The sequence below is a fragment of the Streptomyces sp. 17_S59 genome, from assembly GCF_056930295.1.
On the sequence record NZ_JBXOWD010000001.1, the window covers coordinates 5449208 to 5462259 of the forward strand.

Consider the following 13052-nt stretch of genomic DNA (forward strand, 5'->3'; position numbering starts at 1 on the left):
AGGCTGCCCGCCGCGCCGTGCCGATCTAGCCTCCAGCCCGGTCGTCCCGCTCCCCGCGGCGGCGACCGGAACGGATGGAGACATCGGCAGCGGAGGCGTACGGATGAAGAGCGGCACCCCACGCGGCAACCCACCGGCCAGTGTTCCGGTGATCGAGTTGCGCGGCGCGAGCAAGACCTTCCGTACGCCCTCGGGCGCGGAGCACACGGCAGTACGCGATCTTGATCTCGCTGTCGAGCAAGGTGAGTTCGTCGCCGTCGTCGGGCCCACCGGATGCGGCAAGTCCACCACCCTCACCCTGGTGAGCGGCCTGGAGGAGCCCACCGAGGGCCAGGTGCTGATCGGCGGCGAGCCGGTGACCGGCATCAGGCCCGAGGTCGGCTTCGTCTTCCAGCAGGACGCGGTCTTCCCGTGGCGGACCGTGCTGTCCAACGTGACGGCCGGACCGCGCTTCCGCGGCGTGCCGAAGGCCGAGGCGCGCGAGCGGGCCCGCGACTGGCTCGGCCGGGTGGGGCTCGCGGGCTTCGCGGACCGCTATCCGCACCAGCTCTCCGGCGGCCAGCGCAAGCGCGTGGCCCTCGCCCAGACCTTCGTCAACAACCCGCGCATCCTGCTGATGGACGAGCCGTTCTCGGCGCTGGACGTGCAGACCCGGGCGCTGATGTCGGACGAACTCCTGGAGCTGTGGGGCGGGTTCCGCTCCGGCGACGGCGCGGATGCCCAGCCCGCCGCCTCCGTCGTCTTCGTCACCCACGACCTGGAGGAGGCCATCGCGCTCGCCGACAAGGTCGTGGTCATGACCGCGGGGCCGGCCACCGTCAAAGAAATCTTCCCGATCCGGCTGCCCCGGCCTCGCAAGGTCGAATCCGTCCGCCTGGAGCCGGAGTTCATCGAGATCTACCGGGAGATCTGGGCCTCCCTCGGCGAGGAAGTCCGCATCACCCGCGAGAGGGGTGCGTCCCGTGTCGCTTGAGTCCGCCGAGTCCGTGGGCGCTCCCACCGCTCTGCGCGTGGGAACCTTCCTCTCCGCAACCCGTGCAAAGGCCGCCCGTCGGCGCAGGCTCCTGGTCCTCGCCACGCGGATCCTGCTGCTCGCCGCCCTGCTGGCCGCCTGGGAGATCCTCGCCCGCACCGAGACCATCGACCCCTTCAACTTCTCGATGCCGTCGAAGGTCTGGGACCAGATCGTCCAGTGGACGATGCACGGTACTGCGCAGGGATCGCTCGGCGAGCAGATCTGGTGCACGCTGTACGAGGCCCTGCTGGGCTGGGGCATCGGGGTGGCGGGCGGCGTGCTGCTCGGCATCGTCCTGGGGCGCGTGCGCTTCCTCGCCGAGGTTCTCGGCCCGTACGTCAAGGTCCTCAACGCGCTGCCGCGGATCGTGCTCGCGCCGATCTTCGTCATCTGGTTCGGGCTCGGCCCCGCCTCCAAGGTCGCCTCGGCCGTGGTGCTGGTCTTCTTCCCCGTGTTCTTCAACGCCTTCCAGGGCGCCCGCGAGGTCGACCGCAACCTGGTGGCCAACGCCCGCATCCTGGGGGCGAGCAACCGGCAGGTGACGCTCCGGGTCGTCATCCCGTCCGCCACTTCGTGGATCTTCACCAGCCTGCACATCAGCTTCGGCTTCGCCCTCATCGGCGCGATCGTCGGCGAGTACATGGGCGCGGACAAGGGCATCGGCCTGCTCGTCTCCCAGGCCCAGGGCGCGTTCAACACCGCCGGGGTCTATGCGGCCATGGCCATCCTCGCCGTCGTCGCCCTCCTCGCGGAGGGGCTGCTGACCTTCGTGGAGAGGCGGCTCTTCCGCTGGAAGCCGGGCTCTGCCGACAGCGACCGCTGACAGCCGGGGCATCGCCCGAGCGTCGCCCGCCAACACCTGCCAACTCCTTCCGGCACCCACTGACTCCCCCCCCCGACACCCCCGACTTGGGGACCGAATGTAAGGAACGGACCATGCATACCTTCGCCAAGATCACCGCGACGGCCGCCGCGGGGGCGATGTGCCTCGCCCTCTCCGGCTGCGCCGACGACTCGTCCGGCAAGCAAGCCACCAGCGCCCGCAACGAGGCGCTCAACGGCGAGACCGTGAAGATCATGGTGGGTGGCCTCGACAAGGTCATCTACCTCCCGGCGATCCTCACCCAGCAGCTCGGCTACTTCCAGGAGGAAGGCGTCAACGTCAAGCTCCTCAGCGAGCCCGCGGGCGTGCAGGCCACCACCTCCCTCATCGCCGGGGACGTGCAGGGCGTGGTCGGCTTCTACGACCACACGCTCGACATCCAGGCCAAGGGCAAGCAGCTGGAGTCCGTGGTCCAGCTGGCGCAGACGCCGGGCGAGGTCGAGGTCGTCTCCAAGCAGGCGGCCGGGGACATCGCCTCGCCCAAGGACTTCAAGGGCAAGAAGCTCGGGATCACCGGGCTGGGCTCGTCCACCGACTTCCTGACGAAGTACCTGGCGGTGAAGAACGGAGTGCAGGTCGGCGACGTCACCCCGGTGGCCGTCGGCGCGGGCCAGACCTTCATCTCCGCCCTCCAGCAGGGGTCGATCGACGCCGGCATGACCACGGACCCGACCGCCGCCCAGATCGTCGACAAGGGCGCGGGCAAGGTGCTCGTCGACATGCGCACCCCCGAGGGCTCCAGAGCGGCGCTCGGCGGGCTCTACCCCTCGTCGAGCCTCTACATGAGCAGCAGCTGGGTCGACAGCCACCGGGAAACCGTGCAGAAGCTTGCCAACGCCATGGTCAAGACCCTGAAGTGGATGTCGGAGCACTCGCCCCAGGAGATCGCGGCCAAGATGCCCGAGGACTACGCGAAGGGCGGCAAGGACCTCTACGTGCAGTCCATCGAGAGCACGCTGCCGATGTTCACCAAGGACGGCGTGATGCCCGCGGACGGCCCGAAGACCGTCCTCGACGTCCTCAAGTCCTTCAACCCCACCCTGAAGAACGCCTCGGTGGACCTGGAGAAGACCTACACCACCGAGTTCGTCAAGAAGTCCGGCTGACCGGCCGGACCGGCGACGACGGTCGGCCGCCTCACGGCAGGCGTGTGAGGGCCACGACGTCCATGCGGGCGGGCGTGCCGAGCGCCCTGCCGCAGCTCTCGGGGCGGGGCGGCTCCGCCCTGCCCTGCTCGACCTCCACCCGCCAGGAGCGGCCGTCGGTGTGGGAGACGGTCACGCTCCAGCGGGGGGCCGCGCCCGCGGTCGCCGTCACGTCCAGCGCGTCCGCGCCCTCCTCGCCGGTGAGGGCGCGGACGGCCAGCTCGGCGGCCTGCCCCGGGCGGTCCCAGGCCGACCGGCCGCGGCAGTTGCCGGTCGCGATCCGGCCCTCGCGCGCCGCTTCCAGCGCCTCCTTCACCGCCTGCGCGGTGGCCCGCCCGTACGCGTAGCCGTACGGCAGGACGAACAGCGTCGGCGCGAAGCGATGACCACCTATGTGGGTGACCTCCCAGACCTCGGTGCCGCCCGAGGCGGCCAGCTCCGCGGCCAGCGGGCGGCCGAGCAGGGCACAGCAGCGGTCGCGCTTGCCGTTGGTGCACACCATGGCCAGCGGGTCGCCGTCGTATGCGTCCCACAGGCCGCCGTGCTCACCGGCCCCCAGCGCCGCGAAGTCCAGCTCCGGCAGCGAGGCCGGATCGGCCGTCCGGGTCGTACGGATCCAGGAGCGGCCGGGGGCGGTGTGGGCGGCGAAGATCCGCCGGCTGCCCGGCTCGTGGCAGTCGGCGTGCCGGCCGGGGCGGCGGATGAGGGCGATCCGCACCCCGGTGCCCGCGGCGGCCGTGTCCAGGGCGCGGCCCACGCCGGGGTCGAGGTGGCTGGAGGCGAGGGCGTCGGCCCCCCACGGGCCGGGCTGCTCGATCAGCAGCCACGTCCGCGCGGTCGCGGCGGTGCCGGCCAGGGGCTCGGTCAACAGTCGGGAGGCGGTCGCGCACGTACTCACATAGGTGAGCCTAACCTGACCCCGCCCCGTGCAGCACGCCGGAACCGGCCGTCTCGTAGGACAATCGCACACCGTCCGGGCGTGGTCGGAGCGCGCCCATATCCTGGACCGGGCGGGAGGGCCCCGGCAGTCGTCCACCCGCTTCCGGCCGACGGCGGAGACCGACGGCGCAGACTGACGACGGAGACGATGGAGGCGCCCCCTTGGCCAAACGACAGATCCCGGTCATCGTGCTCGCGGGCTTTCTCGGATCCGGCAAGACGACCCTGCTCAACCATCTGCTCGGCAGGAGCGGAGGCAGCCGGATCGGGGCGATCGTCAACGACTTCGGCAAGATCGAGATCGATGCCATGAGCGTCGCCGGACAGGTCGACTCCATGGTCTCGCTGGGCAACGGCTGCCTGTGCTGCGCCGTGGACACCAGCGAGCTGGACGGCTTCCTGGACCGGCTGGCCCGCCCGGCGGCCCGCATCGACGTCATCGTCATCGAGGCCAGCGGGCTGGCGGAGCCGCAGGAGATCATCCGGATGATCCTGGCCAGCGACAACGCCAGCGTCGTCTACGGCGGGCTGGTCGAGGTGGTCGACGCGGCGGAGTTCCCCGAGACGCGCGCCCGGCACCCGGAGATCGACCGGCACGTGGGCATCGCCGACCTCGTGGTCCTCAACAAGGCCGACCGGATCGCCGACGACGCCCGCGAGAGCCTGCTGGAGACCCTCGCGGAACTCGCGCCCGGCACGCCCGTCGTCCCGGCGTCGTACGGGCGGGTCGACCCGGAGCTGCTCTTCGACCGCAAGCTGCGCGAGGACCACCTGGAGGCGATACGCCAGCTGTCCTTCGAGGACCTCTGCCGGGCGGACGCCGACGAAGACCATGACCACGGCCATGACCACGGCCACGGTCACCACGGCCATCTGCACGCCGCCTACGACAGCGTCGAGTTCACCTCCGACGAGCCCATGAACCCGCGCCGGCTGATGGACTTCCTGGACAGCAGGCCCAAGGGGCTCTACCGCATCAAGGGCTTCGTCCACTTCGGCGTCGCCGGGCACCGGGACAAGTTCACCCTGCACGCGGTCGGCGACTTCCTGCGCTTCTACCGCTCGCCGTGGGCGCGCTCCGATCGGCGCGCCACCCAGCTCGTCATGATCGGCAGCGGGATCGACGCCCGGGCCCTGCGGGACGGGCTCGAGGCCTGCCGGGACTTCGCACCGCAGGACGCCACCGCCGACAGCATGTGGGGCGTCCTGCGGTACGCGCAGGCCTGAGCCTGCGCGGTCCTGCGTCCTACACCGGCCCCGCCACCACGGCCACCGGCTTCGCCAGCGGCGTGCCCGAGCCGTCGCGGCGCGGGTCGGCGTCCGGCAGCTCGACGGGGGCGCCGTTGGCGGCGGCGGCCCGGGCCGGGACCGCTCCCGCCCAGGCGAGCACCAGGCAGTCCTCGCCCTTGAGGAAGCGCTGGCAGCGCACGCCGCCCGTCGCCCGGCCCTTGCGCGGGTACTGGTCGAACGGCGTGAGCTTCGCCGTGCCCGCGGACTCGGTGCCGGGCAGCCCGCCCCGGGCCCCGGCGACCGTGAACACCGCCGCGTCCTCCGCGGGGTCGACGGCCGTGAACGAGATGACCTTCGCGCCGGACGACAGCTTGATGCCCGCCATGCCGCCCGCGGGCCGGCCCTGCGGGCGGACCTGCGCGGCCGGGTAGCGCAGCAGCTGGGCGTCGTCCGTGATGAAGACCAGGTCCTCCTCGCCCGTGCGCAGCTCGACCGCGCCGACGATACGGTCGCCGTCCTTGAGGGAGATGACCTCCAGCTCGTCCTTGTTGGCGGGGTAGTCGGGGACCACGCGCTTGACGACGCCCTGCTCCGTGCCGATCGCCAGGCCCGGCGAGGACTCGTCCAGCGTCGTCAGGCAGACCACCCGCTCGCCCTCCTCCAGCGAGAGGAACTCCGCGACCGGGGCGCCGCCCGACAGGTTCGGCGCGGCCACCGTCTCCGGCAGCTGCGGCAGGTCGATCACCCGCAGCCGCAGCAGCCGCCCGGCCGAGGTCACCACGCCCACCTCGCCGAGGGCCGTGGCCGGCACCGCCGAGACGATCGCGTCGTGCTTGACGCGCTTGGCCTCGCCCGCGCCGGGCGGGGACGGCTCGCCCGTGGCCGTACGGGCCAGCAGCCCCGTGGAGGAGAGCAGCACCCGGCACGGGTCGTCCGCGACCTGGAGCGGCACCGCCGTCGCCGGGGCGCCCGCCGACTCCAGCAGCACCGTGCGCCGGTCGGTGCCGAACTTCTTCGCCACGTCGGCCAGCTCTGCCGAGACGAGCTTGCGCAGCTCGGCGTCGGACTCGAGGATCCTGGTCAGCTCCGCGATCTCCGCCGTGAGCTTGTCCCGCTCCGCCTCCAGCTCGATCCGGTCGAACTTCGTCAGGCGGCGCAGCGGGGTGTCGAGGATGTACTGCGTCTGCACCTCGGACAGCGAGAAGCGCTCGACGAGTGAAGCTTTCGCCTCCGCTGCGTTCTCACTCGATCGAATGATTCGGATGACCTCGTCGATGTCGACGAGCGCCACCAGCAGACCCTCGACCAGGTGCAGCCGGTCGCGCCGCTTGCCGCGCCGGAACTCGCTGCGGCGCCGCACCACCTCGAAGCGGTGGTCGACGTAGACCTCCAGCAGCTCCTTCAGGCCCAGCGTCAGCGGCTGGCCGTCGACCAGCGCGACGTTGTTGATGCCGAAGGACTCCTCCATCGGCGTCAGCTTGTAGAGCTGCTCGAGCACGGCCTCGGGGTTGAAGCCGTTCTTGACCTCGATGACCAGGCGCAGGCCGTGGGCGCGGTCGGTGAGGTCCTTCACATCGGCGATGCCCTGGAGCTTCTTCGAGCCGACCAGGTCCTTGATCTTGGAGATGACCTTCTCCGGGCCCACCGTGAACGGCAGCTCGGTCACCACCAGGCCCTTGCGGCGGGTGGATACGTTCTCCACGGACACCGTCGCGCGGATCCTGAAAGTGCCGCGGCCGGTCTCGTAAGCGTCCCGGATCCCGCCCAGGCCGACGATCCGGCCGCCCGTGGGCAGGTCGGGGCCCGGGATGTACTTCATCAGGGTCTCGAGGTCGGCGCCCGGGTGCCGGATCAGGTGCCGGGCGGCGGCGACCACCTCGCCGAGGTTGTGCGGCGGCATGTTCGTCGCCATGCCGACCGCGATCCCGGAGGCGCCGTTGACCAGCAAGTTCGGATAGGCGGCGGGGAGGGCCACCGGCTCCTGCTCGCTGCCGTCGTAGTTCGGCGTGAAGTCGACCGTGTCCTCGTCGATCGACTCGGTCATCAGCGACGTCGGCGCCGCCATCCGGGCCTCGGTGTACCGCATGGCCGCGGGCGGGTCGTCATTGCCCAGCGAGCCGAAGTTGCCGTGCCCGTCCACCAGCGGCAGGCGCATCGAGAAGGGCTGCGCCATGCGCACCAGGGCGTCGTAGATCGAGGCGTCGCCGTGCGGGTGGAGCTTGCCCATCACCTCGCCGACGACCCGGGCGCACTTCACATAGCCCTTGTCGGGGCGCAGGCCCATCTCGTTCATCTGGTGCAGGATGCGCCGCTGGACGGGCTTGAGGCCGTCGCGGGCGTCGGGCAGGGCGCGGGAGTAGATGACGGAGTAGGCGTACTCGAGGAAGGAGCCCTGCATCTCGTCGACGACGTCGATGTCGAGGATGCGCTCCTCGAACTCTTCCGGCGGCGGGGTCTTCGTGCTGCGGCGGGCCATCGCGGCTGCGGCTCCTTCGATCGGTTGCCGGGGCGGGTACTGACGCCGACCATTGTGGCCCGCCCCACCGACAACGCCGACCGCGACCCGTCCGGGGGCCCCGCGCAGGTCGCGAAACCGGCCCGGGAACTTCGCCAGACGTCAGTGCGCTTGCATACAGTGACAGCACTGTTCATCACGACTGTTCATCACGCGCGTCGTCGCGAGGCACCGCGAGATCTCCAGCGATCGAAGGGACGTACATGCCCATGGGACACACGGCCATGCAACAGGCCGGTTCCGGCGGCCTGACAGTGACCGAGCACCGCCTGGCCAACGGTCTGCGAGTGGTGCTCTCCGAGGACCACCTGACTCCCGTCGCGGCTGTCTGCCTCTGGTACGACGTCGGCTCACGCCACGAGGTCAAGGGCCGCACCGGCCTCGCCCACCTCTTCGAGCACCTGATGTTCCAGGGCTCGGCCCAGGTCAAGGGCAACGGCCACTTCGAGCTGGTGCAGGGCGCGGGCGGCTCGCTCAACGGCACCACCAGCTTCGAGCGCACCAACTACTTCGAGACCATGCCCGCCCACCAGGTGGAGCTGGCCCTGTGGCTGGAAGCCGACCGGATGGGCTCGCTGCTCACCGCGCTCGACGACGAGTCCATGGAGAACCAGCGCGACGTCGTGAAGAACGAGCGCCGCCAGCGGTACGACAACGTGCCCTACGGCACCGCGTTCGAGAAGCTGACCGGCATGGCCTACCCCGACGGCCACCCGTACCACCACACCCCGATCGGCTCGATGGCCGACCTGGACGCCGCCTCCCTGGAGGACGCGCGCGCCTTCTTCCGCACGTACTACGCCCCCGGCAACGCCGTTCTCACGGTCGTCGGCGACATCGACACCGAGCAGACGCTCGCCTGGATCGGGAAGTACTTCGGCTCCATCCCGTCGCACGACGGCAAGCAGCCCCCGCGCGACGGCTCGCTGCCCGACACCCTCGGCGAGGAGCTGCGCGAGGTCGTGCGCGAGGAGGTGCCCTCCCGCGCGCTGATGGCCGCCTACCGCCTCCCGCACGACGGCACCCGTGAGGCCGACGCGGCCGACCTGGCCCTCACCATCCTCGGCGGCGGCGAGTCCTCCCGCCTCCACAACCGCCTGGTCCGCCACGACCGCACCGCTGTCGCGGCCGGCTTCGGCCTGCTGCGCCTCGCGGGCGCCCCCTCGCTCGGCTGGCTGGACGTCAAGGCGTCCGGGGGCGTCGAGGTGCCCGCCATCGAGGCCGCCGTGGACGAGGAGCTGGCCCGCTTCGCCGTCGAGGGGCCCACCGCGCAGGAGATGGAGCGCGCCCAGGCCCAGCTGGAGCGCGAGTGGCTGGACCGGCTCGCCACCGTCAGCGGCCGGGCGGACGAACTGTGCCGCTTCGCCGTGCTGTTCGGCGACCCCAAGCTGGCCCTCACGGCCGTCGACCGCGCCCTGGAGGTCACGCCCGAGGAGGTGCAGGCGGTCGCCAAGGCCCGGCTGCACCCGGCCAACCGCGCGGTGCTGGTCTACGAGCCGACGCCCGGGCCGGCCGACGGCGTGGCCGAGGAGGCCGAGGCCGTCCACGGCGCCGAGGACACCGATGCCGAGGGCACCGGAGCCCCCACCGCCGCCGAGACGAACGAGGAAGAGGAGACGGCCCAGTGAACGACGCCGTAGCCCCGAGCACCACGGAGACCGCAGGCCCCTCGATGGAATTCCACCCCCAGCCCCAGCCCGGCCTGCCGACCCCCTGGGCTTTCCCCGCCCCCGGGCGCGGGCAGCTGTCCAACGGCCTCACCCTGCTCCGCTGCCACCGCCCCGGCCAGCAGGTCATCGCGGTCGAGGTCAGCCTGGACGCCCCGCTGGACGCCGAGCCCGAGGGCCTGGACGGCGTGGCGACGATCATGGCGCGCGCCTTCTCGGAGGGCACCGACAAGCTCAGCGCGGAGGACTTCACCGCCGAGCTGGAGCGCTGCGGCGCCACTCTCGACGCGCACGCCGACCACCCCGGCGTCCGCCTCTCCCTGGAGGTCCCCGCCTCCCGGCTGGCCAAGGCCCTCGGCCTGCTCGCGGACGCCCTGCGCGCCCCCGCGTTCCCGGACGACGAGATCGAGCGCCTCGTCCGCAACCGCCTGGACGAGATCCCGCACGAGCTGGCCAACCCCGCCCGGCGCGCGGCCGTGGCCCTGTCCGCCGAGCTGTTCCCGGCCGACTCCCGGATGTCCCGTCCCCGGCAGGGCACCGAGGAGACCGTCGAGCGCATCGACGCCGCCGCCGTGCGGGCCTTCTACGAGGCGCACGTCCGCCCCGCCACCGCGACCGCGGTGGTCGTCGGCGACTTCACCGGCATCGACCTCGACCAGGTCCTGGCCGACACCCTGGGCGCCTGGACGGGCGCCCCCGCCGAGCCCCGGCCCGTGCCGGCGGTCGGCGGCGACGACACCGGCCGCGTCGTCATCGTGGACCGGCCCGGCGCGGTCCAGACCCAGCTGCTCATCGGCCGCACCGGACCGGACCGGCACGACAGCGTCTGGCCCGCCCAGGTGCTCGGCACCTACTGCCTCGGCGGCACCCTGACGTCCCGTCTGGACAAGGTCCTGCGCGAGGAGAAGGGCTACACCTACGGCGTCCGCTCCTTCGGCCAGGTGCTGCGCTCCGGCCCCGAGGGCACGGGCACCGCGCTGCTCGCCATCAGCGGCTCCGTGGACACCCCCAACACCGGGCCGGCGCTGGAGGACCTCTGGACGGTCCTGCGCACGCTCGCCGCCGAGGGCCTCACCGAGGCCGAGCGCGACGTGGCCGTGCAGAACCTGGTCGGGGTCGCCCCGCTGAAGTACGAGACGGCGGCGGCCGTCGCGGGCACGCTGGCGGACCAGGTCGAGCAGCACCTGGCGGACGACTTCCAGGCGCGGCTGTACGAACGCCTCGCGGAGACGGGCACGGTGGAGGCCACCGCGGCCGTCGTGAGCGCCTTCCCGGCCGACCGCCTGGTCACCGTCCTCGTCGGCGACGCGGCCGAGATCACGGAGCCGGTCAAGGCGCTGGGCATCGGCCCCGTGACGGTCGTCACGGCCTGACGGCTGCTCAAGCCGGCAGCCGTACCCCGGCGCACCAGGGAGGCGCGTGGGCTCACCGAGTCCCACGCGCCTCCCTTATGTCCAATTTCAGGCAGTGGTTGCGTGTTGGTCGTGTGGCGTACGTCATAAAAGCTGCGTTCTGTTTGCCGTTCGAATCTGACGCGGATTAGCGTCAGGGCGGCTGTCCGTCAGATCGGAGCCGCAACCGCGGCCCCGGGCAGTCATCGCCGAGTCCCCGAGCGCGAGCAAGGGGAGCCGGGGACCCACACGTCCCCTGGGGTGAATCGGCCCCCTTTCACGAGGGAGCCGTAGGAGACCTTCCTGCTCCGAACCCGTCAGCTAACCCGGTAGGCGAGAAGGAAGGAAAGGATAGCGACAGCCATGTCGTTCACCCGTCCCACCGGGAAACACCGTCGTCCGGGCCGCGCCGTTCGCGTGGGCGCCAACGTGGCGGGCATAGCCACCCTCACGGCCGCCGGCGTCGTCGCCGGAGTCGCCGCCCCGGCCTTCGCCGCCTCCGACGACACCCACCGCCCCGAGGACACCGGCCTCAACCAGGCCATCGTCATCGGTGACGTCATGGCCGACAACGTCGACGCCCAGGCCGAGACCCAGCGCAGCGCCGCCGACGAGGCCGCCGCCCGCCACCAGGCCGAGGTCTCCGCCCGGCAGAAGGCCGCCGACGCCAAGCAGCGCGCCGAAGAGGCCAAGCGCAAGATCGAGGAGGAGCGCGCCGCCAAGGAGCGCGCCGCCCGCGAGGCCGAGCGCAAGCGCCTCAACACCTTCGTGATGCCGATCGACGGCTCCTACGTCTCCACCGGCTACAAGGCCTCCAGCGGCCTGTGGTCCTCCGGCAGCCACACCGGCGTCGACTTCCACGCCGAGTCGGGCACCTCCGTGCACGCCGTGGGCATGGGCACCATTGTCGAGGCCGGCTGGGGCGGCGCGTACGGCAACAACGTCGTCATCAAGATGAACGACGGCACCTACACCCAGTACGGCCACCTGTCGTCGATCGACGTGTCCGTCGGCCAGTCGGTCACCCCCGGCCAGCAGATCGGCCTCTCCGGCGCCACCGGCAACGTCACCGGCCCGCACCTGCACTTCGAGGCCCGCACGGCCCCCACCTACGGCTCCGACATCGACCCGGTCGCCTACCTGCGCTCGCACGGCGTCGACCTGTAGCCGGCGCGCGGCGGAGCCGCACACGAGCTTGCGAAGGACCCCGGCCCCGGCCGGGGTCCTTTCCGTCGGTCCGTGTCCGGTACGGGCTCAGGCTTGTCCGATGGCGGCTCATATCCAGCGGCCCGGCAGCCGCATTGGCCGGAAAATATCCTTGGCCATAAGGCGCCGTCGGAAATTCCCGGAGTTTGCCATAGAGTCGCGTGCGTGAACGGCGAGGGCGAAGACAGGCGTGAGGGCGGCCGGATTTCCACGCACGCCGTGTGCACGGCGATTCGCGACGACATCGTCTCCGGCGTCTTCCCGCCCGGCAGCCGGCTCGTCGAGGAACTCCTCGCCCGCCGCTACGGCGTCTCCCGGGTGCCCGTCCGCGAGGCCCTGCGCACCCTGGCCTCCGAGGGCTTCGTGACCACCCGCCGGCACGCCGGCGCCTGCGTGGCGGAGCCCTCCGAGCAGGAGGCCGCCGACCTGCTCGACGTTCGCGCCCTGCTGGAGCCGCTGGGCGCCGCGCGGGCCGCGCAGCGGCGCACCGACGCCCACCTCAAGGTCCTGCGCGGGCTGGTCCGGCTGGGCCGGGACCGGGCCCGCACGGGCCGCACGGGCGATCTGCGCCCCCTGGGCGACTGGTTCGACGAGACCCTCGCCCAGGCCTCCGGCAGCCCCAGCCTCGCCACGCTGCTCACCCAGCTGCGCCGCAAGATCGCCTGGGTGTACGCGCCCGAGGCGCCGCTGCACCCGGTGGCGGACTGGGAGACGTGCGGGGCGCTCGTGGACGCCGTGGCCCGCCGGGACGCGGAGCGGGCGCGCGCCCTCGCCGCGGTGCGCGCCGGGCGCTCGCCCGGCACCTACCGGATGCGCCGGGCGGACCACCCGAAACACGCTGTAAACACCGCCGGTTTTCGCTCTTAACAACGCGCCGCTATTACTGGGGAAATAGGCCGGGAAATCGTGGCGGTTTCCGGTCGGCGTGCCGTGCGCGGCAGCGGTGCCGCGCACGGCACGCGCAATTGCGCATACGGGCGCGGATGACGCGGGTAATCCGCGATGCCGCGCGGCGGGAACGCGGAGCGAAACGCAAGAGGGCCGCGGCGGCACCTGTCAGC

10 protein-coding genes and 1 riboswitch are annotated in these 13052 nt (G+C 72.0%); of the genes, 8 read left to right on the top strand and 2 right to left on the bottom strand.

What is annotated here, in order from left to right; translation table 11 throughout:
* The first annotated feature begins 103 nt into the window (after positions 1-103).
* The 3 genes from AC1Z4A_RS24845 to AC1Z4A_RS24855 all read left to right on the top strand — a co-directional run bounded on the left by AC1Z4A_RS24845 (position 104) and on the right by AC1Z4A_RS24855 (position 3004).
* Positions 104-973: an ABC transporter ATP-binding protein gene (locus AC1Z4A_RS24845; protein ID WP_483682075.1), complete on the top strand. Its 870-nt coding sequence runs from the start codon at positions 104-106 to the stop codon at positions 971-973.
* A gap of 13 nt (positions 974-986) precedes the next feature.
* A complete protein-coding gene (locus tag AC1Z4A_RS24850) occupies positions 987-1838 on the top strand; it encodes an ABC transporter permease (protein ID WP_483683713.1) in 852 nt (283 codons plus the stop codon).
* A gap of 113 nt (positions 1839-1951) precedes the next feature.
* Positions 1952-3004: an ABC transporter substrate-binding protein gene (locus AC1Z4A_RS24855; protein WP_483682076.1), complete on the top strand. Its 1053-nt coding sequence runs from the start codon at positions 1952-1954 to the stop codon at positions 3002-3004.
* 31 nt (positions 3005-3035) lie between these two features.
* Here the strand turns inward: AC1Z4A_RS24855 and AC1Z4A_RS24860 are convergent, their stop codons facing one another.
* Entirely contained in the window at positions 3036-3941 is a 906-nt protein-coding gene (locus AC1Z4A_RS24860; RefSeq protein ID WP_483682077.1) for a sucrase ferredoxin, read from the bottom strand.
* Positions 3942-4144: 203 nt separating this feature from the next.
* Between AC1Z4A_RS24860 and AC1Z4A_RS24865 the strand changes: the two genes are divergently transcribed.
* A complete protein-coding gene (locus AC1Z4A_RS24865; protein WP_483682078.1) occupies positions 4145-5209 on the top strand; it encodes a CobW family GTP-binding protein in 1065 nt (354 codons plus the stop codon).
* 19 nt (positions 5210-5228) lie between these two features.
* On the opposite strand, the gene AC1Z4A_RS24870 is transcribed toward AC1Z4A_RS24865, so the two are convergent.
* On the bottom strand, positions 5229-7688 hold the full coding sequence (locus AC1Z4A_RS24870) for a DNA gyrase/topoisomerase IV subunit A (protein ID WP_483682079.1): 2460 nt from the start codon (positions 7686-7688) through the stop codon (positions 5229-5231).
* A 248-nt stretch (positions 7689-7936) separates the two neighbouring features.
* On the opposite strand from AC1Z4A_RS24870, the gene AC1Z4A_RS24875 reads away from it, so the two are divergent.
* The 4 genes from AC1Z4A_RS24875 (at position 7937) to AC1Z4A_RS24890 (ending at position 12858) form a co-directional block, all read left to right on the top strand.
* Positions 7937-9355, top strand: a complete 1419-nt coding sequence (locus AC1Z4A_RS24875) for a M16 family metallopeptidase (protein WP_483683714.1) — start codon at positions 7937-7939, stop codon at positions 9353-9355.
* Between the two features lie 44 nt (positions 9356-9399).
* Positions 9400-10767: a M16 family metallopeptidase gene (locus AC1Z4A_RS24880; RefSeq protein ID WP_483683715.1), complete on the top strand. Its 1368-nt coding sequence runs from the start codon at positions 9400-9402 to the stop codon at positions 10765-10767.
* Positions 10768-10982: 215 nt separating this feature from the next.
* A riboswitch (cyclic di-AMP (ydaO/yuaA leader) is annotated at positions 10983-11135 on the top strand.
* 13 nt (positions 11136-11148) lie between these two features.
* Complete coding sequence (locus tag AC1Z4A_RS24885; RefSeq protein WP_483682080.1) at positions 11149-11952, top strand: M23 family metallopeptidase; 804 nt, start codon at positions 11149-11151, stop codon at positions 11950-11952.
* Between the two features lie 204 nt (positions 11953-12156).
* On the top strand, positions 12157-12858 hold the full coding sequence (locus tag AC1Z4A_RS24890; protein WP_483682081.1) for a GntR family transcriptional regulator: 702 nt from the start codon (positions 12157-12159) through the stop codon (positions 12856-12858).
* Positions 12859-13052 lie beyond the last annotated feature (194 nt).